24 protein-coding genes are annotated in these 26,176 nt (G+C 40.1%); 18 read left to right on the top strand and 6 right to left on the bottom strand.

Annotated features, from left to right (window positions below; translation table 11 throughout):
- Positions 1-40: 40 nt before the first annotated feature.
- The 7 genes from BM390_RS09010 (at position 41) to BM390_RS08980 (ending at position 9,179) form a co-directional block, all read left to right on the top strand.
- A complete protein-coding gene (locus tag BM390_RS09010; protein WP_062323439.1) occupies positions 41-271 on the top strand; it encodes a YneF family protein in 231 nt (76 codons plus the stop codon).
- Between the two features lie 248 nt (positions 272-519).
- Positions 520-1,629, top strand: a complete 1,110-nt coding sequence (locus tag BM390_RS09005) for an ATP-binding protein (protein ID WP_246806784.1) — start codon at positions 520-522, stop codon at positions 1,627-1,629.
- Between the two features lie 154 nt (positions 1,630-1,783).
- A complete protein-coding gene (gene acnA, locus BM390_RS09000) occupies positions 1,784-4,483 on the top strand; it encodes an aconitate hydratase AcnA (RefSeq protein ID WP_231631568.1) in 2,700 nt (899 codons plus the stop codon).
- A 191-nt stretch (positions 4,484-4,674) separates the two neighbouring features.
- Positions 4,675-6,978: an AAA family ATPase gene (locus BM390_RS08995; RefSeq protein WP_089854392.1), complete on the top strand. Its 2,304-nt coding sequence runs from the start codon at positions 4,675-4,677 to the stop codon at positions 6,976-6,978.
- Complete coding sequence (locus tag BM390_RS08990) at positions 6,975-7,391, top strand: acyl-CoA thioesterase (RefSeq protein ID WP_082394572.1); 417 nt, start codon at positions 6,975-6,977, stop codon at positions 7,389-7,391. The genes BM390_RS08995 and BM390_RS08990 overlap by 4 nt, the downstream gene beginning before the upstream one ends.
- 2 nt (positions 7,392-7,393) lie before the next feature.
- Positions 7,394-7,693, top strand: a complete 300-nt coding sequence (locus BM390_RS08985) for a hypothetical protein (RefSeq protein ID WP_062323433.1) — start codon at positions 7,394-7,396, stop codon at positions 7,691-7,693.
- Between the two features lie 499 nt (positions 7,694-8,192).
- Complete coding sequence (locus BM390_RS08980) at positions 8,193-9,179, top strand: Rpn family recombination-promoting nuclease/putative transposase (RefSeq protein ID WP_218161156.1); 987 nt, start codon at positions 8,193-8,195, stop codon at positions 9,177-9,179.
- 118 nt (positions 9,180-9,297) lie between these two features.
- Here BM390_RS08980 and yidD read toward each other — a convergent pair whose 3' ends face one another.
- The 3 genes from yidD to plsY all read right to left on the bottom strand — a co-directional run bounded on the left by yidD (position 9,298) and on the right by plsY (position 11,208).
- On the bottom strand, positions 9,298-9,555 hold the full coding sequence (gene yidD, locus BM390_RS08975; RefSeq protein WP_062322477.1) for a membrane protein insertion efficiency factor YidD: 258 nt from the start codon (positions 9,553-9,555) through the stop codon (positions 9,298-9,300).
- Positions 9,552-10,475, bottom strand: a complete 924-nt coding sequence (gene folE2, locus BM390_RS08970) for a GTP cyclohydrolase FolE2 (RefSeq protein WP_062322479.1) — start codon at positions 10,473-10,475, stop codon at positions 9,552-9,554. The genes yidD and folE2 overlap by 4 nt, the downstream gene beginning before the upstream one ends.
- A 145-nt stretch (positions 10,476-10,620) precedes the next feature.
- On the bottom strand, positions 10,621-11,208 hold the full coding sequence (gene plsY / locus BM390_RS08965) for a glycerol-3-phosphate 1-O-acyltransferase PlsY (RefSeq protein WP_062322482.1): 588 nt from the start codon (positions 11,206-11,208) through the stop codon (positions 10,621-10,623).
- A 253-nt stretch (positions 11,209-11,461) separates the two neighbouring features.
- On the opposite strand from plsY, the gene BM390_RS08960 reads away from it, so the two are divergent.
- The 3 genes from BM390_RS08960 to parC all read left to right on the top strand — a co-directional run bounded on the left by BM390_RS08960 (position 11,462) and on the right by parC (position 16,421).
- Positions 11,462-11,875: a CoA-binding protein gene (locus BM390_RS08960; RefSeq protein WP_062322484.1), complete on the top strand. Its 414-nt coding sequence runs from the start codon at positions 11,462-11,464 to the stop codon at positions 11,873-11,875.
- A gap of 111 nt (positions 11,876-11,986) precedes the next feature.
- Positions 11,987-13,942, top strand: coding sequence for a DNA topoisomerase IV subunit B (parE, locus tag BM390_RS08955; RefSeq protein ID WP_089854390.1), 1,956 nt, complete (start codon positions 11,987-11,989; stop codon positions 13,940-13,942).
- Positions 13,943-13,970: 28 nt separating this feature from the next.
- Positions 13,971-16,421 (top strand): DNA topoisomerase IV subunit A, encoded by a 2,451-nt coding sequence (gene parC, locus BM390_RS08950; RefSeq protein ID WP_089854387.1) that lies wholly within the window; start codon positions 13,971-13,973, stop codon positions 16,419-16,421.
- A gap of 93 nt (positions 16,422-16,514) precedes the next feature.
- On the opposite strand, the gene hisJ is transcribed toward parC, so the two are convergent.
- Positions 16,515-17,324, bottom strand: coding sequence for a histidinol-phosphatase HisJ (gene hisJ, locus BM390_RS08945; RefSeq protein ID WP_062322486.1), 810 nt, complete (start codon positions 17,322-17,324; stop codon positions 16,515-16,517).
- Positions 17,325-17,479: 155 nt separating this feature from the next.
- On the opposite strand from hisJ, the gene BM390_RS08940 reads away from it, so the two are divergent.
- From BM390_RS08940 to hisIE, 8 genes are read left to right on the top strand one after another with little or no spacing between them, the layout of a single operon-like run.
- Complete coding sequence (locus BM390_RS08940) at positions 17,480-18,577, top strand: ATP phosphoribosyltransferase regulatory subunit (protein ID WP_089854384.1); 1,098 nt, start codon at positions 17,480-17,482, stop codon at positions 18,575-18,577.
- Positions 18,574-19,200: an ATP phosphoribosyltransferase gene (hisG, locus tag BM390_RS08935; RefSeq protein WP_062322488.1), complete on the top strand. Its 627-nt coding sequence runs from the start codon at positions 18,574-18,576 to the stop codon at positions 19,198-19,200. The genes BM390_RS08940 and hisG overlap by 4 nt, the downstream gene beginning before the upstream one ends.
- On the top strand, positions 19,193-20,473 hold the full coding sequence (gene hisD, locus BM390_RS08930) for a histidinol dehydrogenase (protein ID WP_089854381.1): 1,281 nt from the start codon (positions 19,193-19,195) through the stop codon (positions 20,471-20,473). The genes hisG and hisD overlap by 8 nt, the downstream gene beginning before the upstream one ends.
- 28 nt (positions 20,474-20,501) lie before the next feature.
- Complete coding sequence (gene hisB / locus BM390_RS08925) at positions 20,502-21,089, top strand: imidazoleglycerol-phosphate dehydratase HisB (RefSeq protein WP_089854379.1); 588 nt, start codon at positions 20,502-20,504, stop codon at positions 21,087-21,089.
- Positions 21,086-21,685, top strand: a complete 600-nt coding sequence (hisH, locus tag BM390_RS08920) for an imidazole glycerol phosphate synthase subunit HisH (RefSeq protein ID WP_089854375.1) — start codon at positions 21,086-21,088, stop codon at positions 21,683-21,685. The genes hisB and hisH overlap by 4 nt, the downstream gene beginning before the upstream one ends.
- On the top strand, positions 21,682-22,389 hold the full coding sequence (gene hisA / locus BM390_RS08915; RefSeq protein WP_062322490.1) for a 1-(5-phosphoribosyl)-5-[(5-phosphoribosylamino)methylideneamino]imidazole-4-carboxamide isomerase: 708 nt from the start codon (positions 21,682-21,684) through the stop codon (positions 22,387-22,389). The genes hisH and hisA overlap by 4 nt, the downstream gene beginning before the upstream one ends.
- Positions 22,386-23,144, top strand: a complete 759-nt coding sequence (gene hisF, locus BM390_RS08910; protein WP_062322492.1) for an imidazole glycerol phosphate synthase subunit HisF — start codon at positions 22,386-22,388, stop codon at positions 23,142-23,144. The genes hisA and hisF overlap by 4 nt, the downstream gene beginning before the upstream one ends.
- Positions 23,134-23,787: a bifunctional phosphoribosyl-AMP cyclohydrolase/phosphoribosyl-ATP diphosphatase HisIE gene (gene hisIE / locus BM390_RS08905; protein ID WP_062322494.1), complete on the top strand. Its 654-nt coding sequence runs from the start codon at positions 23,134-23,136 to the stop codon at positions 23,785-23,787. Before hisF ends, hisIE begins: the two co-directional genes overlap by 11 nt.
- 841 nt (positions 23,788-24,628) lie before the next feature.
- Here the strand turns inward: hisIE and msrA are convergent.
- On the bottom strand, positions 24,629-25,156 hold the full coding sequence (gene msrA, locus BM390_RS08900; RefSeq protein ID WP_089854372.1) for a peptide-methionine (S)-S-oxide reductase MsrA: 528 nt from the start codon (positions 25,154-25,156) through the stop codon (positions 24,629-24,631).
- 35 nt (positions 25,157-25,191) lie between these two features.
- The gene (gltC, locus tag BM390_RS08895) at positions 25,192-26,139 is read right to left on the bottom strand and encodes a glutamate biosynthesis transcriptional regulator GltC (protein ID WP_062322496.1); all 948 of its coding nucleotides are present in this window, start codon (positions 26,137-26,139) and stop codon (positions 25,192-25,194) included.
- Positions 26,140-26,176: the final 37 nt, after the last annotated feature.

The raw sequence follows: 26,176 nt of genomic DNA, 5'->3' as shown, positions 1-26,176 counted from the left end.
TATACTAAGTAAGAATTGATTTGAAGGAGGAAGTTGAATTATGACACTAGGGATCGGTTGGGTTATCCTCATTGCGATTATCGCGCTTGTAGCTGGTGCTGCATTAGGCTTTTTTATCGCGAAAAAATACATGATGGATTACTTAAAGAAAAATCCACCAATTAATGAGCAAATGCTCCGTACACTTATGATGCAAATGGGTCAAAAGCCATCGCAAAAGAAGATCAATCAAATGATGCGTGCGATGAATAATCAAAACCCAGGAAAATAATGAATCAGAAAGTTAAAGACATATTCAGTTAGCGCTGAGTATGTCTTTTTTATATGTCGATCCACCTATTGTTTCAACAACTATTTTCGACAATATTACAGGCTAAAGTCACAGTCAATTAATAAGACCTATGACTCTTATCACTATTTTAGGTAACAAACAGAGAATTTCCATTGTTTGTGTATAATTTAACAAATAATGTGTTATCATATGGATGAAAATACTATGAGAAGGTGACTGTGTTGAATGTGAAAACTTGGTGTCAATCTTTGATTAAAGAAACGCAAATGAAGTTCGATGCGCGTGTATATGATTATCGTTTAAGTCACTTACCACAACATATATTAGATCAACTAGAAGATTGTCGATACGATTTTTATCTTGTGACCAATGGTGACGGATATATTCAGTATTATTCTAAATCTACCCATCATCATTTACCTCAAGAATGTTTAGATAGACCATTTATATATCAATGGCTACACCCTGAATCGCATGAATCGTTTTCAAACCATGTAAATCTTACAACAGGCGATTTATCACCTACATTTTCAACTATACACATCCTTTTAGATAACCACACCTGTCTTGCGTGTAAATGTAATGCGATAAAATTTCATCAACATCTTTTATTTGTCTTTCAACTACAGCCAACGCACCCACTCACTCAGATGACACCCGAAAATGAACGTCTCATTACGCTAGGGGAAATGGCCGCGGGTCTCGTCCATGAGTTTAAAAATCCACTCACGTCACTTAAAGGCTTTATTGAGTTAATTAAAGCAGGCGTCCCATATGAAAAAGAGTATTTTCGTGTGATATCAGATGAGCTGCAACGAATGGATGCATTAACGACAGAATTATTATCATTATCAAAACCATCAAATGCTTCAATGGATATCCTTGAGTTAAACCAACTGTGTAAGGATGTTGCCTTGTTGTTTAAACATCAATTAAACCAACGACAAATACATTTGAACGCGCACTTTGATCAGGTTGTCTATTGCTTAGGAAACGCTTGTCAATTAAAGCAAGTATTAATTAATTTGATCAAAAACGCCATGGAAGCCATAGAAGAATCAGGTCATATTACCATTGAGTTAACGAAACGAACGAATACAGCCGTGATTCATGTCACGGATACTGGGGTTGGCATTCCTGAAGAAAAATTATCAACCATTATGGAACCGTTCTATACGACAAAACAAACAGGGACGGGGCTTGGCTTAGCTGTTACGAGAAAGATCATGACGAATCATGATGGTGAGATTTCAGCTGTATCAACAATGAATAAGGGCACAACTTTTACCTTAAAGTTACCGTGTCATCCGCCACAATCGATGGAACAAATTAGTTAATCCCTTATGTGCTCTAGGGTTAGTAAGTAAAAAATATTGTCGAAATATTTTACATATTTACGATTTTACTTTACAATAGTAAAGTACATAGCCATGTCTTTTGAGAAATGACATGTGTTGCCCTAAATAGAACGATATAGGAGGGATTAATTCAGTGATTAATACGAAACAATCATTTGAACTTAACGGAAAAACAGTAAACTATTATCAATTAAAAGCATTAGAAGAAGCAGGTAAAGGCAACGTTAGCCGTTTACCATTCTCTATTCGGGTCTTACTCGAGTCATTATTACGCCAATATGATGGCCGTGTGATTAATGATGAGCATATTGATGGACTTATTAACTGGGATAAACAAGCGAAAACAGATGTCCCATTTAAGCCATCACGCGTTATTTTACAAGATTTCACCGGTGTACCAGCTGTAGTAGACTTAGCGTCTTTACGTAAGGCGATGGTTGATATGGGTGGTAAAGCCGATCAGATCAATCCTGAAGTACCGGTCGACTTAGTCATCGACCACTCAGTACAAGTGGATGCATTTGGGACAAACAGTGCGCTCCTTACCAATATGGAATATGAATTTGAGCGTAATATGGAACGTTATCAATTCTTAAACTGGGCACAAAAAGCATTCGATAATTATCGTGCCGTACCACCTGCGACAGGGATTGTACACCAAGTGAACTTAGAATACATTGCTAAAGTCGTACACCAACAAGAAAATAATGATGGGACAATCGATGCGTATCCTGATACATTAGTTGGGACAGACTCCCATACAACGATGGTTAACGGTTTAGGTGTCCTTGGTTGGGGTGTTGGTGGAATTGAAGCTGAAGCAGGCATGCTTGGACAACCTTCTTATTTCCCTGCACCTGATGTTATCGGTGTGAAATTTACTGGTTCCATGCCTAACGGCATTACAGCGACTGATCTCGCTCTTAAAGTGACGCAAGTTTTGCGTGAGAAAAAAGTCGTTGGTAAATTTGTTGAATATTTCGGACCAGGCTTAAAGGAAATGCCACTCGCTGACCGAGCAACGATTTCAAATATGGCACCTGAATACGGTGCGACATGTGGTTTCTTCCCAGTTGATGAAGAATCACTAAACTACTTACGTCTAACTGGACGCGACGAAGAACATATTGCCCTTGTAGAAGCTTACTGTAAAGCAAATGACCTGTGGTATGACTCAAGTCAACCTGACCCGGAATTCACCGATCTCGTTGAAATAAACTTATCTGACCTACAGCCAAGTCTTTCCGGCCCAAAACGTCCGCAAGACTTAATCTTACTCTCAGATATGAAAGACTCATTCCATAAAGCCGTGACAGGACCAGCAGGTAACCACGGATTCGGTTTAGATAAAAAAGAATTTGATAAAGTCGCAAAAGTGACACACGAAAATGGCGAGAAGAGCGAGATGACAACAGGGTCGCTGGCGATTGCGGCGATCACCTCTTGTACGAATACATCAAACCCTTATGTGATGTTAGGGTCAGGCCTCCTTGCGCGTAACGCTGTGAAAAAAGGCTTAACGGTGCCACCATATGTCAAAACATCACTCGCACCTGGTTCCAAAGTCGTCACGCGTTACTTAGAAGACGCTGGCCTTATGCCTTACTTAGAGGAATTAGGCTTTAACTTAGTCGGTTATGGTTGTACAACGTGTATCGGTAACTCCGGTCCACTCGAACATGCGGTTGAAGAAGCCATTGTTGAACACGACTTAACCGTCGCTTCTGTCTTATCAGGTAACCGTAACTTTGAAGGACGGATTCACCCACTTGTTAAAGCGAACTACTTAGCTTCACCACCGCTTGTGGTGGCGTATGCACTAGCTGGTACCGTAGATATCGACTTAATGAAAGAACCATTAGGTTATGACCAAGACAATCAACCGGTCTACTTTGATGATCTATGGCCATCACTTGATGAAATTCGTGACGAAGTGTTCCGAGTGGTCACACCAGAAATCTTCAAGAAAGAATATGCGAATATTTTTGACTCTAATGAGCGTTGGAATGCGATCGAAACAACAGACGAACCTTTATATGAATGGGATCATGACTCAACCTATATTCAAAACCCACCATTCTTTGAAGATTTATCACGTGATCCAGACGAAGTTAAACCGTTAAATGATTTGCGCGTGATTGGTAAGTTCGGTGATTCGGTCACCACAGACCATATTTCACCTGCGGGTGCTATCGCTAAAGATATGCCAGCCGGCCGTTACCTCCAAAAAAATGGGGTAACTCCGCGTCAGTTTAACTCTTATGGTTCTCGTCGTGGTAACCACGAAGTGATGATGCGTGGAACGTTTGCTAATATTCGTATTAAAAACATGTTAGCTCCAGGTACAGAAGGAGGATTTACCACTTACTGGCCAAAAGAAAAAGTGATGCCGATTTATGATGCCGCGATGAAATATCAAGAACAAGGCACAGGATTAGCTATTTTAGCTGGCAATGATTATGGTATGGGCTCGTCTCGTGACTGGGCGGCTAAAGGTACCAACTTGTTAGGTATAAAGACAGTCATTGCGAAAAGTTATGAACGGATTCACCGTAGTAATCTTGTGATGATGGGTGTTTTACCACTTCAATTTACTGACGGAGAAGATGCCGATACACTTGGACTAACAGGTCGAGAAGCGATTTCCGTTGCGATTGATGAATCGGTCACACCGAATCAAATAGTCAAAGTAACGGCTACAGCTGAAGATGGTACAGTAACAACGTTTGATGCGATTGCCCGTTTTGATGGTGACGTTGAAATCGACTACTATCGTCACGGTGGTATCTTACAAATGGTTCTTAGAAATAAACTCGAGCAAACAGAAGCTTAATTTTAAAAAAGTCACCCAACCATTGGGTGACTTTTTGTCTGCCATTTTACAATCAGTGTGTCCCATGATGACCAGCTAAACGACAGCGTGAAAGTCTAAAGGATATTTGGCTTACCACAGGCAATCAGCAAAGTCATCAAATCGGCAAAATTATGTTAAACTGATAAAAGAGATCATAAGGGGATGAGAGAATGACAAACCATTTAATATTTTCAAAAATAAATGAATCCACGTTATTGAATTGGACAGATATAAACCAACCACCACCATACAGAGAAATTGACTGTTTACGGGCAATTGATCAATACCGGGCGGAACCAGAAAAGCTGTCGGATACAGCCGTCAGTGCACTGCATGCGATGCTTGTCTATCATCGCTTGATGCGCCATCATGATGTTGACCACTTATCAGATAAGTTACTTGCGCTCGCAAAAGAATATGATGCCGACTTTCCGATGATTGACACCCTCGCTCAAATCAAACAATTTTACCGGGTGTTTCAAGATATTAAAACGTTAGATGTTGACGGGTTTTCGATGCGGGAAACAGATTTTGATCAGTTAAAACTGAAAAAGATGACCGAATTAAAAGAAGAGATTAATCGGTTCTTTGAACTCACGCGGCATGTGTCAATTTATACAAGTAGTAAAAGTCACCCGCTGTACCACATCTTTAAAGAGCTAAAAGAAGCCCTTGTTGAGTTAGAAAGTGATTTAGACGACGGGATTCATCTAATTGAAAACCGAAGAACCGGTGTTCAAACGAGTAAGATTAATCAATCGGTGCGACAAATCGTTCAACTCATAGAAGATTTTAATGCGGCCTTTCCATCGATTTTTAATTCAGAGGTGAAACAATCACCGCTTGAGAAGCTTGAATCAATGGTCGGTTTGGAGCATGTGAAGCGTTATATGCGCCAATATTATCACTATTTAAAGTATCAACAAGACCGAAAATCAATTGGTTTTCAAATGATTGATGAACCAGGACTGCATATGATTATTACGGGAAATCCAGGGACGGGTAAAACGACGATCGCCCGCCTCCTCGCAGAAATTTATCATGAGCTTGGATTACTCGAAACTAAGAAAGTCATTGAAGTGAATCGCTCACATTTAGTCGGATCGTTTGTCGGACAGAGCGAAGAAAATACGATGGCTTATATCAGAGAAGCGGTCGGTGGGGTGTTATTCATTGATGAAGCTTATAGCTTACACCGACAAGACCAAAGTGGCAGTGATTACGGACAAGCGGTGATTGATACAATCGTATCAGCCATGACAAGCGGAGAGTATGCCGGCAAATTTGCCGTCATCTTAGCTGGTTACCCTGAAGAAATGCGCCAATTTTTATGGGCGAATCCAGGCCTTAGAAGCCGTTTTCCTGAACAGAACTTTATTCAATTACCCGACTTTAAAATCAGTGAGTTGTTAGAAATTGCAGAAGAAGTGGCGTTACAGAATGATTACTTCTTTACCGAAACAGCTCTTAATGGCTTTTATGGACTAATTGAGCGCGCAAAAGTTGATGATTCTTTTGGGAACGCTCGAACGGTTCGCGACCTTGTTATGAAAGCGATCTTTAAAAAAGGCGCGTCCATCTCGGTCGATGACCAAGATGATTGGCTCGACCATATGCATATTGAATCAAAGGATTTAGCGGTCATGGATGACGACCAGGACGAAAGTGATCCAATGGAGCAATTAGAAAACTTGATTGGGTTATCTAATGTAAAAGATGAAGTGAAGAAACTATCATCGTTTGTGAAGATCCAACAAACGAGAAAAAATCAAGGTTTGCCTTCTGTACCGATTCAACTCCATGCGGTATTCTCTGGCAACCCAGGAACAGGAAAGACAACGGTGGCTAAAATTTATTCAAAACTATTAAAAGAGCGCGGCTTACTGAAGCGTGGCCATTTTATTTTAGCTTCAAGAAGTGACCTTGTCGCTGGTTACGTTGGCCAAACGGCTATCAAGACAAAAAATAAAATCCGTGAAGCACTCGGTGGCGTCCTGTTTATTGATGAAGCATATAGCCTTTACCGCGGCGAGAATGATTTTGGTAAGGAAGCGATTGATACACTCGTAGATGAAATGACAAAACATAACGAAAATCTTGTCGTTATTTTAGCAGGATATAAACAAGATATGAAACGTTTTATTGACAGTAATCCGGGCTTAAGCTCACGATTTAAAAAGTATTTTGACTTCCAAGATTATTCTGGTACAGAGCTACTCGATATTGCCTGCTTCCATATCGGTCGCTATCATTATCAAGTCAATGATGGGGTTAAAGACTACCTGCTTGAACAATTCTCAAAACAAGCAGTCAAAGGCAACGCCCGCTTTGTTGTCAATCTTGTCGAAGAAGCAATCCAATTCCAAGCCCTGCGTCTAGCTGAGGCAGATGACTTAACGGAAACATTTACTGATTTATCTGTCCAAGATTTTAAAAATGCGTGGGAACAAGTAAAAGGGAGTGCAGATGAGTGAAAAAGGTAACGGAGAAAATTAATGTACGCTATCAAGAAACAGACCAAATGGGGGTTGTTTATCATGCAAATTATTTGGTTTGGTTTGAAATTGGTCGGACCGCTTTTGTTGAATCATTAGGCTTTAATTATCATGACATGGAAAAAGAGGGTGTGGTATCGCCTGTCACCCATATTGAAGCGGATTATAAACGACCCGCTAAATACGGTGAGCCATGTTATGTGACAACTTGGGTGGAAAGTTATGATGGTCTTAGAACACGTTATGGTTATGAAGTCACTAATCATAATGATGAGTTATTAGTCACAGGTTTTAGTGATCACGTGATTGTCAAACAAGATAGTTTCCGTCCGATTTCAGTCAGACGACGATTCCCCGATTGGCATGCGGCTTATATAGAGGCGATGACATAATCATGGCTTTTGGTATTACACGAAAAGAACTGAAACAATGGCAAGAACAAGTCGCACGGGGAGAGATTGCTTTTTTAACACATTACTGGCAGGATCATCGATTTAAAGACGCCACATCCGTCACAAAAGTTGGTTCAAATGACTTAAACAAATTGAAGCAATGGGGAGCCCAGTACGGTTTACACCCCGATTGGATTGATCATAAAGAAGACTACCCTCATTTTGATTTGTTTCCACCGTTTCAAAAAGAGATTCTTGAAAAAGAAGGTCACATTGATCAGGTTAAACGATTTAATTTATAACTAACAATAAGCAGGTAAAGGCGGAGGTCCGCTTACCTGCTTATTTTTTGTCGTATCGGTAAGTAGTGTGATCTGATCGATACGAGACATTTGACAGATTTACCGTAGCTTAGTTATAAAAGTGCGGAATTGTGATAATACCTACCTTTACATCAGGTTTCACGGCATTACATATGAAACTTAAAAATTGAAGAATGGTTGATCTATTGGTTGGTTTCCAGCTGAAAAAAGGGAGTGGCTTAACCGATTTTTTATACAGAAAAATAAAAAATACATGAAAGGTTAGCCCTAAAATCAAATAAGGTTGAGTATCACGATAAATAGATGCTTGAAACGGGTTTGAATTTCGATAATAACCGATATTTATTGACTTGATAGGGCGGGCAAATCGCTATATGCTGTAGTTATCTAATTAGACAAGAACCCTCTCGCTGTTGACAGTATGAAGGACATTAAGAAAAAGTGACAAGGTATTAGAAGTAAACGATAGCGAAAGTAGGTGGCAAACATTCACGTTCAAAATCCACACGATAAACTCTTTAAAGAAACATTTCGGCATACGGATGTGACAAAAGATTTCGTGACGTATTATTTACCGGCTCATATTGTTGAACAGATTGATGTCAACACAATAGAGCCGCAGAAAGACAGCTTTATCACTAAAGATTTAGAGGAAGTTTTTTCTGATCTATTGTTTAAAGTTAATATTCATAATGAAGAAGGGTATTTGTATCTATTGTTTGAACATAAAAGCTATCAAAGTCCAAACATCGCCGTTCAGTTACTGAAGTATATGGTGAAGATTTGGGATAGACAACACCACCGAAAGGATGCGGACACGTTACCTCTCATCTTGCCTCTCGTGATCTATCACGGAAAACAAACGTGGCATGCGGGCCAGTCGTTAGGTGACGTGGTAAAGGGATATGATACACTCACAGATGACATGAAACGGTACGTGCCCAATTATCATTATTTACTATTTGACGTATCGACGTATCAAGACGAACAAATAAAAGGGGTCGCCCAATTAAAGATACTTTTTACGGTATGGCGCAATCTTTATACGAAAAATCCAGCGGATTTAAAAGAGAGTATCTATCAGGCGGCGAAAGCGTTAAATACGCTAGATGAAAAAGCGTCCGGTATCGCCTATTTTGAAACGTTGATGCGGTATATTTTTAATGTAAGTGATGCATTCACAAAAAATGATATCCGTGATATAGTAAAAATATTAGAACAAGCCTATCCTTGGGGGAGTGATGTTATGAAGACCATTGCTGATGTGTTACGAGAAGAAGGTAAAGAAGAAGGTAAGCAAGAAGGTATTGCGAAGACATTGTTGACCTTCCTCAGTCAAAAAATTGAGTACTTGCCTGAAGAAACAAAAAATAAGCTACGACAGTTAGACGACCAAACGCTTGAAACAATGGTAAATGACTTTCATCAGATCGAGACAGTAGATGACTTAAATAAATATCTTTAATTGTTTACGTATTTCATATCAATAAGACAAAAAGACAGGTGAAGACCTGTCTTTTTGTCTTGAAGTTATTTAATATGACTCTATATCGTTATATTAAAAGCTACACGCTCCTGTTTCATTAGTGATTGGTATGATTATGATACTTTTTTTGATTTTCATCTTTTATCGGCACCGGATCAAAGCCACCTGGGTGAAAGGGGTGACACTTTAATACCCGTTTGATTGTCATATAACCGCCTTTTAAAGCACCAAATCGTTCAATCGCTTCTAAACCATAACTTGAACAAGTCGGTTGAAACCGGCAGCTCGGCGGTTTTGTCGGGCTAATATATTTACGGTAAAAGCGTATCATCGAAAGTAGGAACTTTTTTATCATCGTTTTTCAGCTCGTTTATCGTAAGTGATTGATGCGATGGCATCGTGTAAATGAATCGATTCTTCATTACGACACGTCACTTTAAAGGCAAGTACATCATCCCATTCATATAAATCAGCGCTCACTAACCGCACCATATCTTCAACGAACCGAGGATTTTCATACGCATGTTCGGTCACAACTTTTTCATCTGTCCGTTTCAACACCGGATGAATCCGTGCGCTCGCATTAGATTCAGCCATATCTAACAACCGCTTTTTCCAGTCGCCAGCTGTTTCATCAAATGAGGGATCAAGTTCCGTCGTAATCGACACAATGCCGCGTTGATTATGCGCACTGTACTCGCTTATTTCTTTTGAACACGGGCATAGCGTCGTAATCGTTGCCGCTAAGCCAACGTGGATAGTAAAACCAGATGCTGTGTCATACGTCACCTTGATTGTGAGATCCACGTGATTTAAACCTTGTAACTGAGAATGAGGGCCGCGTTGTTGATAAAAATATGGCACCGTCACCTCAATCGTCGCATCGGTTGTTTTAAGTCGCGAACTCAATTCTTTCGTAAAAGCTTTTAAGTCTTCTAAATTAGTCTTTAAGCGCTGTTGTTGATAATACGCTTCTAGTTGTTCAGTAAATCGTGACATATTCGTCCCTTTACTTTGTTGGACTATTGAGGATGTCATCGTAAATTTAGCGACTGACGTTTGTATCGTCGGTTCCATCTCACCGTGGATGTTAATCGGATGGGTGACATTTGTAATGCCTACGGCATCTATGTGAAATAAGAAGTCATTTTGCGTATTTTGTAAATCAGCCATCTCGTCTTTTTCTGTTGGTTTTGTCCGTTTACCAGGTGAAACCGAACCAAATAAGCGGTGTCGTTCTTGTTTTTCTGGTAACTGTTTTTTATATTGGGTCATGGGTAATGCATCCCCTTTCGGTTCTCTCTCTTATTTAAAGAGTATACTAAGAGTCACGGTTAGTTTCAATCTATTTAACTTAACTTTCTTTATCTGTTAGGCGATTGACAACAAAAAAACGCACGTTTACACGTGCGTTCCATGGTTACATCCAAGTAATTTTTGGTTCTGTTTTGTTGATGATACGTTTAATGTTAGGAATATGACGATAGACAATAAACGTCAGTAACACCGCCGTTAAAATCAGTAAATCAAAGCGAGACATCACCAAGGACGTCATTACCGCAATAAAACTCGTCACAATTGATGACAATGACACATATTTAGTGGTGTAAAGTAATACGAAAAAGGTCGCTAAAATGATGAAGAATAATAACGGACTTAATCCTAAGACAAGACCACCAGATGTTGCGACAGCTTTACCACCTTTAAATCCAGCGAAGATGGGGTACATATGTCCAATGACACTGAAAACACCAATGACAAGTAAATTTACTTCAATCGGACTAAAGAAAAAAGGAAGAGCGATACTGAAGGTCCCTTTAAGTACATCACTTATCGTGACGGCAATACCGGCTTTTTTACCTAAAACACGAAAAGTATTGGTTGCGCCAAGATTTCCACTGCCATGTTCTCTAATATCGGTTTGATAAAAGACTTTACCAACGATCAATCCCGACGGAATAGACCCGAGTAAATAAGCTAAAATAATAAATAACACATAATAGAGCATATTAAGTTCCTCTTTTCATACAGATTCATCGCTTTATTGTAACATGTTTTCACTCTTAGTAAAAGCATTTTAAGACCAGGTGCTAAACTTTTCTCCGTCGGTTTCAATGTGTCATTGTGTGTGAGTTGTGGACAGATTTAACTTTTCATTCGTTCGAAAAATCATCTCAATTTGACCAAACACTAAAAAAAGGCTTAAACTAAAGGTGACGCCATTATAACAGTAAAAAAATTCAAATATAAGAGGTGACGATATGTATACTGAACAAACATCCAATCAAACATTTAAGCGTCTGTTGACAGAAAGTCAAACGATTGCCGTGGTAGGATTATCGGATAAACCACACCGCACATCGTATCAAGTAAGTAAGCTGATGCAGCAACAAGGCTACAAAATTATTCCCGTAAACCCAACCATTAACGAAGCGCTTGGGGAAGCCAGTGTCTCATCCTTATCGGATATTGATGAGCCAGTTGATATCGTTAATGTGTTTAGAAAAACGATTTTTCTTGAAGATATCGTGAAAGAAGCGATAGCCATTGAAGCCCCCGTTGTCTGGGCGCAACTTGGTATTTATGATGAAGGTGTATTTAAGCGCTATCATGATCAAGTGAAACTTATTATGGATACCTGTATCAAAGTAAAGTATTATGAAGTCATGGATTAAAGGGACACTTGTCTTTTTCAAAACAGTCATGCTATACTTTATGAGCTTATTCAAACAACAGTTCGTTATTTGGTGATTGAACGATCACCAATTGGAAGGGGAAAAAGAACGTTGACACGAACAAATAATTATACCGATGATTCAATTCAAGTATTAGAAGGCTTAGAAGCCGTTAGAAAAAGACCAGGGATGTATATCGGTTCAACCGATGCCCGCGGCTTGCACCATCTCGTTTATGAGATTGTTGATAACGCCGTCGATGAAGCCCTCGCGGGCTTTGGAGAAAAAATAACCGTGACGATTGAACAAGATAACAGCATTACCGTGACTGATGAAGCCCGCGGAATGCCGATTGGTATGCATAAATCAGGGAAGTCCACACCTGAAGTTATTTTAACTGTCTTACATGCTGGGGGTAAGTTTGGTCAAGGCGGTTATAAGACGTCTGGTGGTCTCCACGGGGTAGGTGCATCGGTTGTTAATGCTTTATCTGAACGTTTAACGGTCACCATTAAACGTGACGGTAAAATCATGCAACAATCGTTCTCAAACGGCGGTAAGTCTGATGGTGACTTAATAGAAATCGGAAAGACAAAACAGACAGGGACGACCATTCACTTTAAACCAGATCCAACTATTTTTTCAACAACAACATTTCAATTTGACATTCTATCAGAACGCCTGCGTGAATCGGCCTTTTTATTGAAAGGAATCAACATTACCTTAATCGACAAACGGCATGATGTTACGGAAGAATACGTCTATCCAGAAGGACTAAAAGCTTTTGTTACATACTTAAATGAAGATAAAGATGTCTTACATGACGTCGTCGCCTTTGAAGGTGAACATAACGGCATTGAAGTCGATTTTAGTTTTCAGTTCAATGATGGCTACACTGAGAGCATTTTAAGTTTTGTCAACAATGTTCGAACGAAGGATGGCGGGACGCATGAAGCAGGGGCTAAAGCTGGCGTCACCCGCGTCTTTAATGAATATGCACGCAAAATTAATTTACTCAAAGATAAAGATAAAAATTTAGATGGAAGTGATATTCGGGAAGGATTTACAAGTATTGTTAGCGTTAGAATTCCTGAAGAAAAACTCCAGTTTGAAGGTCAAACAAAGGGAAAACTGGGTACAAGTGAGGCACGAACGGCTGTTGACACTGTCATTAGTGAACAATTGAGCTATTTCTTAGAAGAAAATGCTGAACTTGCCCAGTCCTTATTGAAAAAGGCGATTCGTGCTAAAGAAGCACGTGAGGCGGCTCGCCGGGCACGTGACGATGCTCGAACAGGCAAAAAGAAAAAACGAAAAGATGCCTTACTCAGTGGTAAATTAACGCCAGCGCAGTCGCGCAATCCAAAAAAGAATGAACTGTATCTCGTGGAGGGTGACTCGGCTGGTGGGTCAGCTAAACAAGGACGAGACCGGAAGTTCCAAGCGGTCTTACCATTGCGAGGGAAAGTTGTAAACACAGAGAAGACAAAACTAGAAGATGTCTTTAAAAACGAGGAAATTTCCACGATTATACACACGATTGGTGCCGGGGTAGGAGCTGACTTTGATGTTGACGATGCCCAATATGACAAAGTCATTATTATGACAGATGCCGATACAGATGGCGCTCATATTCAAGTGCTCTTACTCACGTTTTTCTATCGGTATATGCGTCCACTGATTGATGCAGGTAAAATCTACATCGCCTTACCACCACTCTATAAGATCTCAAAAGGTAAAGGAAAAAAAGAAACTATTCGTTACGCATGGAGTGACGAAGAAATGAAAGAAATAATTAAAGAATTAAAATCTGGATACATTTTACAGCGTTATAAAGGTTTAGGTGAGATGAATGCTGATCAACTTTGGGACACAACCATGAACCCCGAATCTCGTACATTGATTCGCGTGACAATTGATGACTTAGCTCGAGCTGAGCGCCGTGTCACAACGCTTATGGGAGATAAAGTAGCGCCGCGTCGTAAATGGATTGAATCACATGTGCAATTTGGCTTAGATGAAGAAACAAACATTATCGAAAATGAGAATATTCATACCGAATCATAAGTAAGTATCGAGTTAAGGAGGAAGAACCTTGCCACAACGTGAGCAATTTTTAGATTTACCATTAGAAGAAGTGATTGGCGACCGTTTTGGTCGTTATAGTAAATATATTATTCAAGACCGAGCGTTACCTGATGCGCGTGATGGACTTAAACCGGTCCAGCGCCGGATCCTTTATGCAATGCATAAAGAAGGAAATACCCATGAAAAAGGGTTTAGAAAGTCAGCCAAAACGGTTGGTACTGTGATTGGGAACTATCACCCACACGGTGATAGCTCAGTTTATGAAGCCATGGTACGATTATCGCAAGACTGGAAAGTACGCAATGTGCTTGTGGAAATGCATGGGAATAACGGGAGTGTTGACGGAGACCCACCCGCAGCTATGCGTTATACTGAAGCGCGTCTGGCGTCAATTGCCAGTGAATTACTGCGTGATATTGACAAAGAGACGGTTGAATTCATTCCAAACTTTGATGATACCAACCATGAACCTGTCGTTTTACCAGCGCGTTTTCCTAATTTACTTGTTAACGGATCAACCGGAATCTCTGCTGGTTATGCGACCGATATCCCGCCTCATAACTTAAATGAAGTCATTGATGCGGTTATTAAGAAAATTGATGCACCTGATGTGACAATCGATGAGTTAATGCGATTCATTCCAGGACCGGATTTTCCAACAGGTGGGATTATTCAAGGGGAAGATGGTATTAAACAAGCTTACCGTACCGGTAAAGGAAAAGTCGTTGTCAGAGGTAGATGTGAGATTGAAACGTTACGTAGCAAGCGTGAACAAATCGTTATCACTGAAATTCCTTATGAAGTTAATAAAGCCAACCTAGTTAAACGGATGGATGAGTTAAAACTCGACCGTAAAGTAGAAGGTGTGGCTGAGATTCGTGACGAAACCGATCGTACGGGGATGCGCATTGTGATAGAACTCAAAAAAGAAGCTGATAGTGAAGGGATTTTGAATTTCTTTTATAAAAATACTGATTTACAAATAACCTACAACTTTAATATGGTTGCGATCGTTGATAAAACGCCAAAGCTTATGTCACTGATTGATATGTTAGAAGCTTATATTAAACACCAACGTCATGTGATTAGACGAGCAGCTAAGTTCGATTTAAATAAAGCTAAAACTCGTCACCATATCGTTGAGGGGTTAATCAAAGCGATTTCAGTATTAGATGAATTAATTCAAACAATCCGTCAAAGTAACGATAAAAAAGACGCGAAAACCCGCATTAAACAGGCTTATCAATTTACTGAAGAACAAGCCGAAGCGATCGTCAATTTACAATTATATCGTCTAACAAATACAGATATTACCGCTCTTCAACAAGAACTTGAGGCCCTGACAAAAGAAATGAGTCGGTTAGAAAAAATTGTGACCGATGATCAGACATTAGATAACGTGATCAAAAAAGACTTAAAAGACTTGAAGAAACGTTTCAACACCGAGCGTTTAACGACGATTGAAAAAGAAGTGGAAGAACTAAAAATCAATTTAGAAGTGATGATTGCGAGTGAAGATGTCTTAGTTTCTGTAACGCATGATGGCTATATTAAGCGGACAAGCTTAAGATCTTATCAAGCCTCCAATGGCGCGGATTTAGCGATGAAAGAAGAAGACCATTTAGTTGGGCTCTATGAAGTCAATACAACCGATACAATGTTAATGTTTACGAATCGCGGCAAATATATTTATGCGCCGGTGCATACTTTACCAGATATTCGTTGGAAAGACCTCGCCCAGCACGCCTCTCATTTAGTCGGTTTAGACCAAGGTGAAAAGATTATTGAAGCGATGCCAATAAGAGACTTTAACACCTCAGAGTATTTGATTTTCTTTACAAAAGACGGCATGGTCAAACGTTCAGAATTAAAACAATACGAAGCCAGTCGTTATTCAAAACCACTCATTGCGACCGGACTAAAAAAGGGCGATGAAGTGATTAGCGTTTACCGTTCAAACGGCTTACAAGATGTGTTCGTCGTCTCAAATCGCGGCTACGGTCTTCGTTATAACGAGGCTGAAATCTCTCCTGTAGGCCAACGTGCTGCTGGTGTTAAAGCGATTCAACTGAAACAAGATGAACATGTCGTCAGTGGTCTAGTGATGTCAGGGGATGATGATGACACATTCTTCACCTTAGTCACACAGCGCGGGGCCATGAAACGTATGGCGCTGTCGTTGTTTGAAACAGCCAAACGAGCGAACCGTGGACAAATCATGTTGCGTGAATTAAAAGGGAAACCACACCGTGTCATTGGATTTTTAGAGTGTAGTAACCTTGAACAAATCGTACTTGAAACAATCAGTGGTGACCGTAGTGTCCACCACCCCATGGCCTTATCATTAAGTGACCGTTATAGTAACGGCTCATTTGTATTGGACACAGATCAAGTTGGCGATGTCATCAATGTTTATAAAGAAACAACCTATGAAGCGCCATTTAAAGAAGATAAATAACCGTTAGATCTGTTATAATACCATTGGATCATATACAAAACAGCCGTGAATGGCTATAACCATTCACGGCTGTTTGACTTTTGTCTAGATCATTCATTCAATTAAACTTAACTGAAAGCGACGACCAACGTCAGATGCTTGATGGGCATCGGAACCTAGCCGTAAAGGAATTTGTTTTTCTTTGGCAAGTTTTAACACCGTTGGATTAGGGTAAAGCGTACCGCAATGGGGTTTAAATAAACCAGCGGTATTGACATCTAGACTATAACCTTCTTTTTTTATTAATGATAATAAGCAGTCAATCTGTTGCATCATAGCCTGTGAATACGTATAAGGATACACTTTCTTAAACTTTTCAACAAGGGTGATATGACCGATACGTGACGGCTTAAACTTACCTAAATCACTACAGACAGATCGTTCAATCGTTTGAAAATAAGCATGATAGACCGCTTCGACTGATCCGAACACTGTTACTAACTCACCAAAAGCCTCCGAACTAAAATCAAGACAATGAAACTTACCTGTGTGGTCCTTTAGCATATGCACGGATAAAATCGCATCATCAATCACGTCACCATAGGTGTCAAGAAAATGGCTGATGTCCTCTTCAAATCCTTCAATGTAATCGACTTCAAACCCAAGATGAATGGTCAGTCGGTTTTTATACGTTTCTTTTATTGCTTGAACCGCTTGAATATAAGCGTCTACTTGGTCTGGGCTCATGCCGCTATCCTGGTCTGGGGTTGGATCGATAAACCCGTTAGGTAGTGGGGCGTGCTCAGTGAAACTGATAGCTGTTAACCCTAATGCGCATGCTTTTTCTGCATACTGACTCAATGAATCGGTTGTTCCGTGTGGACAAAATGGGGTATGGATATGAAAATCTCCTAAATTAGACATTTAAAAACCTCCTTCTATTATGTATGATATAATTAACTGAACAATTAGAAAAGAGAAAATTGTTGACCAGTTCATAAAATAATGTTAAATTAATAACACGATCAATACTTTATCGCGCTAAAGTGGTAGAGTAATAAAGAAACGGATGTGACAGTATGTTTTTACCTGATGGCAGTCAAGATCAAATTGGCAAGATCCTACTAAAAAAACAACACGTATACCAAATCTTTAATGATGTCGCGGTTTCTCGCGGATTTAAAGCGATTGAAACACCGGTGATAGAATATGCGGATACTTTTACGAATCCACATGTTGGAATGCCTTTTCAACAGTTATTAAAGTGGTTTGACCGAGAAGGTGCGATTGAAGTTCTCCGTCCTGATTGGACGACTGCTATCGCTAGAGCTCTGATGAAACTGAATCCAAAAGAATCAAAATGGTTCTATCAAGGTTCTGTGTTTACCCAAGATAAAGACGGTATTGAAAGTAGACAAGCAGGCATTGAGATGATTCGTACGGCTCCGATTGAGGGCGAGATAGAAACACTATGTTTTGCGATTGACTACTTATCAGCTGTTGATGTCTCGGACTATGTCATCGAACTTGGTCATACCGGCATTTATGAAACAATGATTGCCCCACTATCACTCACACCAGATGAAGAGACGAAACTGCGTCAAGCGATGCACGATAAGCGTCAAGACGTTGTAAAGGATCTCACGCAAAACAATACGCGGGTCCAACAACAACTCTTGGATCTGATTGATGCCTATGGTGATGTCTCAATTCTTGACCGCTATAAAGTTAAATATCAAGATGATGATACGATTGTGACCATCATAAAAGAGTTGACTCAATTAGTCAACGTTCTGGAACAACTGGGAATAGATCAAACCATTGTTGATTTAGGTCGTGTCAAACAATTGCCTTATTATAGCGGAACGATGTTTAGAGGTTACTTAACAACAAGTGGAGAAGAATGTTTCTCTGGAGGACGGTACGATAAATTGTATCAACAATTTAATCAGTCGATACAAGCGATTGGCTTAGCTTTTGATGTCGATGTACTTGCAGGGTCTGTTCAAGTGGAAGAGCTCTCTCGTGTAGCGATTATCGCATCAGAAGAGACGCACGTACTCGCAGAACTAAAACGACGCACTATGACCGACAAAATCGTTGATGTCGTCTATAGTGAACCGAACGAAAAAGATTACGAAACAATCATCGATTTAAGAAATGAGGGAGCGAAGTGAAGCCAGTTATTGCGCTAACAAAAGGGCGTTTAGAAAAGCAATTTTTAAACTACTATCAATCGTTAGGTTACGATATTGAGCCTTTAACGGATAAAGGGCGAAAATTACGGGTTGATACGGACGATTTTCAATTCATTTTTGCTAAAGGACCAGACGTCGCAACCTATGTCCAGTACGGCATTGCTGACTTAGGCATTGTCGGCGGCGATATCTTAGCTGAATGTCAACCTGATGTGTTTGACTTATTCCCGCTCCCTTTTGGTGCTTGCCGCATGGCAGTAGCCACCGAGGAAGGAAAAGTCTGGTCAAATGGAAAAAAACGCATTGCGAGTAAATATACCGGTATCACCAAAGCTTTCTATAAAGAGAAAGGTGAGTCTGTTGATATTATCAAATTAGAAGGGTCCGTTGAACTAGCACCTATTTTAGGTTTGTCGGATGCGATTGTAGATATTGTAGAAACAGGTAATACCCTTAAAGAAAACGGCTTAGTCGTTGAAGAAGAGTTTATGCAATTTAGTGCGAGACTGATTGCCAATCGTTCTGCCTTGAAGATTAAACGAGAAGAGCTAAAGCCCGTGATTGACCGTCTTAAGCCGAATGGAGGAAACGAGCATGATTAACATTCTAGATAAAGAAAGTTTTCTTGCCCAACTTAAGCATCAACAAGCACCTAATGAACAAAAAGAACACATTGAACAAGTGGCTAAAGATGTCATTAAACATATTCGCCGGGATAAAGATGAGGCGTTATTTTACTACATTGAAAAATTTGATGGCAAGTTAGAAGGTGACTTAAAAGTTTCTAATGAGGAGCGACAAGCTGCTTGGGATCAGATTAAACCAGATGTTATCGATGCATTGAAACGTGCCGCGGACAATATCCGAAGCTTTCACCAAAAACAATTGAAAGAATCACGATTTATGCAGCATGATAAAGACATTGTATCCGGACAGTTGTACACGCCAATTGAGAATGTCGGTATTTACGTGCCTGGTGGTACCGCTTGTTACCCGTCATCGGTGTTGATGAATGCGATTCCGGCTGTTTTAGCAGGCGTGACCAACGTCATCATGGTGACACCTGAGCGTTTCGGCGAGACCATCAATCCTATTCTACTTGTAGCCGCGGATATTGCCGGGGTAACGGATATTTATAAAGTTGGTGGGATTCAAGCCATTGCCGGTCTAAGCTACGGAACAGAATCATTACCGAAAGTTGATAAAATTGTCGGACCTGGTAATGCTTACGTCGCCGCTGCAAAGTCCCTCGTATTCGGTGATGTCGGCATAGATATGGTCGCTGGACCGTCAGAGGTCGCGATTATTGCCGATGAAACCGCACAAGCGAAACATATTGCTAGTGATTTAATTGCCCAAGCAGAACACGATACGTTAGCACGTGCCTATTTGTTTACCACATCAAAAGAACTCATTGATGAGACAACACGAGCACTTGAAAAGCAGTTAAGCGTGTTACCAAGGGTTGAGATTGCCGAAAAAGCCTTAAGGGATTTAGGAGGACTCGTCTATGTCGCTTCCCTTGATGAAGCATTTGAATTGTCTAACATACTAGCACCTGAACACCTAGAAATTCAAGTGGATCAACCACTTGATTATTTACGCTATATTAAGCATGCCGGCAGCGTGTTCTTAGGTCATTACACACCGGAATCACTTGGTGACTATTACGCTGGACCTAATCATGTCTTACCAACATCAGGTACAGCAAAATTCTCATCTGGTTTATCTGTTGATGATTTCGTTAAGAAAACGACGTTTTTATATTACTCGAAAGAGGCGCTACAACTAGCGAAAAATGACGTTGTCACAATCGCCAGAGAAGAACAATTGGATGGTCATGCTGAAGCGGTCATTAAGCGATTTGAAGATTAATTGATGGATAAAGAAAAGAGGAATGAACATGCGTAAAAGTACAAAACAACGACAAACATATGAAACATCCATCGATGTTTCCCTTAATTTAGATGCACAAGCACCCGTTTCAATCGATACGGGGGTTGGTTTTTTTGATCACATGTTGACACTCTTTGCTTCACACGGACGCTTTTCGCTTGAAGTAAAGGCAGATGGCGACTTACATATTGATAGTCACCATACGGTTGAAGATGTTGGAATTGTCATCGGTCAATTATTTAAAGAAGCCCTAGGTGATAAAGTCGGGATTAATCGCTATGGAACAGCTTACGTACCAATGGACGAAGCGCTAGGGTTTGTGTCCCTTGATATTAGCGGTCGACCTTACCTCGTGTTAGATGCTGAGTTCACGAATGAGACATTAGGCAATTTCGACACAGAACTTGTGCGCGAATTTTTACAAGCCTTTATGGTTCATGCTGGTATCACACTGCACGCACGTGTTTTGTATGGAATAAATACACACCATAAAATTGAAGCGATTTTTAAAGCACTCGGTCAAGCGCTCTCCCAAGCTATTAAAATTAATCCTGAAATTAAAGGGGTTAATTCAACGAAGGGGCTGCTTGAATGATTGCGATTGTCGATTATGGCATGGGAAATGTATTAAGTGTGAGACATGCTTTTGAAAAGCTTGGAGAGACAGTTGTCGTAACCGATGACAAGGCCACATTATATCAAGCTGATATCATTGTCTTACCTGGTGTTGGTTCGTTTCAAGCAGCGATGAAAGAGATTTACTCGCGCGATTTATATGATTTATTGATTGACTTAGCCAAAACAAAACCATTCTTAGGCATTTGTTTAGGGATGCAGCTGTTGTTTTCAGAGGGCACAGAAGGAGAGGTAGCGAAAGGGTTAAACCTCATCCCTGGTACCGTAAGAAAGATTAATACCGATTATATTCTGCCGCATGTCGGTTGGAACCAGCTAAAGATCTCTGATATGCATCCTGCTTTCAAATCTTTTGAACAAACCTTTGTTTATTTTGTGCATACGTATCAAGCGGAGACGGATGATCGCTATATCGTCGCCAAAAGTAACTACGGGGAAGCGATTACGGCGATTGTGCGCTCAGGGCATATTTTCGGCATCCAATTCCACCCAGAGAAAAGCGCCGACGTAGGCTCAGACATTATTCAAACATTTTTAAATGAGGTGAAACGATGAAAATATTACCAGCGATTGATTTACTAAATGGACAGTGCGTGAGACTGTATCAAGGCGATTTTAACAAGTCAGAACAAGTCGCGAAAGACCCAATCAAACAACTTGAAACCTTTATCGAGAATGGGGCTGAGATTGTCCATATTGTTGACTTAGATGGGGCAAGAGATCCCAATAAGCGCCAATACCCCTTAATTAAAACCTTGGTTGAACATTCAACTGTGCCGATTGAAGTTGGCGGGGGCATTCGCTCAATGAAAGAAGTTGAAGAGCTTGTCACTCTAGGTGTCGACCGGATTGTGTTAGGTACGGCGGCGATTGAGAGTCCTGACTTTTTAAAAGAAGCGGTCGCTCTTTACAAGAAACAGATTGTTGTTGGCATTGATGCGAAAGATAAGCGCGTGGCAACGCATGGTTGGGAGACAGTTTCTGATAAAGATTATATTACCTTTGCTAAAGAAATGGTGGCCCTTGGCGTAGAGACCATTGTCTTTACTGATATTTCAAAAGACGGCACCATGACAGGGCCAAGTATTGATCAGTTAGACGCCTTAAACAAGGCTGTTGACGCAACGATTGTTGCCAGTGGTGGCATTAGTAAAATAAGTGATTTAGAAGCACTAAAAGCGATTGGCATTGAAGAAGCGATTGTGGGTAAAGCCATTTATCAAGGAGCCATCGATTTATCCGAGGCGGTGAAGCTATGATCGCCAAACGAATCATTCCTTGTCTTGACGTTAAAAACGGAAAAGTTGTAAAGGGTGTAAATTTTGTTGGACTGCGTGAATTAGGTGACCCCGTTGACATGGCGAAGCGTTATTCTGAACAGGGCGCTGATGAGATCGTCTTTCTAGACATTTCTGCGACAAATGAAGCCAGACAGACGATGGTTGATATTGTTGAAAGGACCGCTAAAAATATTCATGTCCCATTTACCGTTGGTGGGGGTGTCCGCTCGATTGAAGATGTAAATCGTCTCCTACAAGCAGGCGCTGACAAAGTCGGCATTAATTCAGCTGCCGTGCACGAACCAAATCTTGTAAAAGAAGCAAGTGCACGATTCGGTAACCAGTGTATTGTCGTTGCGATCGATGCCAAGCGATTTGATGATGGTTGGCATGTGATGACCCATGGTGGTTCTAAAGATGCGGGTCTAGATGCCATTGAATGGGCAAAACAAGTCGAATCATTAGGTGCAGGAGAGATATTACTGACAAGTGTTGATGCAGATGGGGTAAAAACTGGTTTTGATTTACCACTGACACAAGCAATTGTCGATGCGGTGCGCATTCCTGTCATTGCCTCAGGTGGCGTTGGGCATCCGGATCACTTTACCGAAGTATTCCAAGCAACCGATGTCTCGGCAGGCCTTGCGGCCTCAATTTTTCATGAAGAGGCTTATCGTGTCAAAGATGTAAAAGATGCCTGTGTCAAGAAAGGAGTGCTTGTTCGTGAAACCTGATTTTTCTAAAGGACTTGTCCCAGCGGTGATTATTGATTATGAAACAAAAGATGTGTTAATGCTGGCCTATATGAACGAAGAGGCTTACCAAAAAACATTAGAAACAAACGAAACGGTCTTTTACTCACGCTCACGTGAAGAATTATGGCATAAAGGGGCCACGTCTGGTCATACCCAAAAAGTGCTATCCATCACGCTTGATTGTGATCAAGATACCTTACTGATTGAAGTTGAAAAAAATGGCCCGGCCTGTCATACAGGTCGAGAATCATGCTTTTTCAATCATGTGAGAGAAAATCACGACGATCAATCGATTGATCCAAATATTTTTCATACCTTGATTGATGAGATTAAAGAACGAAAAATTGACCCAAAAGAAGGTTCCTACACGAACTACTTATTTAATAAAGGGGTCGATAAAATAAGCAAGAAATTAATCGAAGAAGCTGGCGAAGTTATTATTGCCGCTAAAAATGCAGATAAAGAAGAAATGACGTTAGAAATAAGTGATCTGATTTATCACACCTTTGTCTTGATGGAAGATACCGGCGTTGAATTAACCGATGTCAAACGAGAACTCACCCGACGTTTTGCGAAAAAAGGTAATAATAAAGGAGACCGGGATGAGGTTACCGAGTGGTAATGTGTTGATCTCAATAGCCATCCTGATTCAATGTTGGGCGGGTAACTGTAAAAAGTGTATGAACAAAAGTAAGATAATCTTCTACGTTGTTTCGTTAATTCAGAGAAAACTAAAATATGCGTTGGAAATATCAGCTTAAATATGATAACAATAGGAGGTGGAATAACCTCCTATTGTTTATGGGTAAGCGCAAAAAATTAGTAAAGTAATCCTTTTAAAAATATTGAAAATTTGATAAATAAAAGAAAATATTATGTTAAACTAAATATAGAAACTTATTCATCTAACGTAATTATTTAAGAGGGGTATGGCTATAGGAGGTGCCTTATGCATTCAACAAGAATAATGTTATTGGGAATAAGTATTATATTGATAGGTGCAATCATTACACTGGATACTACAACCACAACTAGAGGTGGACTTCTAATATATCCAGGGTTTTTAGTTGTTTTGTTTGGTTTCTTATATGGTCTATACAAAAGGGACTAGAGACCTGAGTCAATTACCCACCACTTAAACTCTAACGAGTTTTGAAGTGGGGGCTTGTAAAAGCCCTAATTTTAAAGTAACAAGCTGTACTAGTTAATATGAAAAATGACTAGCATTAATAATTAAAGGCACTGCTTTTTAGCAATGCCTTTTAGATTACACATACAAATAATATCTTTAATATAAATTTTCATCTGTTAATCTCAGCCCTTGTGTCGGTGTTTTAGGGGTAATATATTTCTGTTTTTCTTCATATCCATTTGATATGTGCAACAAACAATAATTGTAATAGACGCAAAGGATGCTTATTTTCATTTTTCTCTTAGTGAACGAAACTACTTATTTATCCCCATCACTTTTTCCAATGGTCTTTAATAAAGTCATCACGGCCTGATCTCTGTCGGTCCGCTTCGTAATCTTCTTTATGTGTTTTGTAGTAGTCTTGATGATAATCTTCCGCTGGATAAAAAGTTGTCGCTGGTAATATTTCCGTCACAATAGGGGCGGTAAATAAACCACTGCTAGCTACGCGTTGTTTTGATGCTTCAGCCAGTTGTGCTTGCATCTCATCATGATAAAAAATTGCTGTACGATACTGACTCCCGCGGTCATGAAATTGTCCACCAGCATCCGTTGGGTCAATTTGCGGCCAATACAAATCAAGGATTGTTTGATAATCGATGATATCAGGGTCATAGCTAATTTGAACCGCTTCATAATGACCTGACGTTCCTGATTTTACATCTTGATAGGTTGGATTTTCAACATGACCACCAGTATAACCAGACGTCACTTGATGCACACCTTCCCACGTATCAAAAGGCTTTACCATGCACCAAAAGCAACCACCTGCGAACGTGGCTAATTGTTTTTTCGCCATAAGTTTATTCCTTCTCTCTTTAAATGTATGAAACGTCAATCTAAATCTTGATCGCTTTGTCCCGGTTCATCAATCACATTGTCTGATAGATTTGTCTCTGAATTAAACTGGTTTAAGACAAAATTATAAAAGACTTTCTCAGATGGGGCAAGTTCTCTGTGCTTAGGTGTAATAATCCCAACGCTCCGCTTTAAGTCCGGACTGCTAATGGGAATGGTCACAGTAAAGTTAGACCTCTGCTCATGCAGGGCACTTTCTGGTAAGATTGTTAAACCAATACCCGCTGCGACCATACCTTTGATCGCATCCATATCTTCCCCCTCTGTTGTGACATGAGGATCAAACCCGACTGATTGACAGCCGTCAACCACAAGCTTTTCAAAAATATAGCCTTTAGGGAAAAGCACAAACTCTTCATCCTTTAATTCAGTTAAATAAACGCTTTTACGGTTCGCAAGTCGATGGCTTCTTGGCGCCAGTAAAAACATTTGTTCATAAAAGAGCACATCTCCATTAATTTGTGGGTCGTCCGTTACGACAGGACCTAAAAAAGCAATGTCTAATTCCCTTGCTTTAATCGCATCAATTAAAAAGTTATAGGCGCCTTGACGTAATTGAAAATGAATATGAGGATATTGTTCTTTAAACTCAGCTAACAAGTGCGGCAACATCGTACTAGCTAGACTGGTCGGAAAGCCAATTTTAATTGATCCACGCTCAGGATCAATGTATTCATCCATTTGTTTTTTCGCGAAATCAATCGCTTTCATCGCTTCTTTCGCATGCACTAAAAAGATTTTACCAATCGGCAATAACTTCACATTACGACCTTCTCGTTCAAATAACTGTACCCCTAATTCACTTTCTAAATTAGCTATTTGCCGGCTGATGGCTGATTGCGCCACATGAAGATGGAGCGCTGCTTCAGAGACGTGTTCGCGTTCAGCTACTTCAATAAAGTACTTCAATTGTCTAAATTCCATTGGTTATCCCTCATTTGTATGATTGATTTTATCCCGA

Source organism: Halolactibacillus miurensis, assembly GCF_900116255.1.
Classification (GTDB): Bacteria; Bacillota; Bacilli; order Bacillales; family Amphibacillaceae; genus Halolactibacillus; species Halolactibacillus miurensis.
Note: the sequence above shows the minus strand (reverse complement) of the source record. Positions and strands in the feature narration are given on the sequence as shown.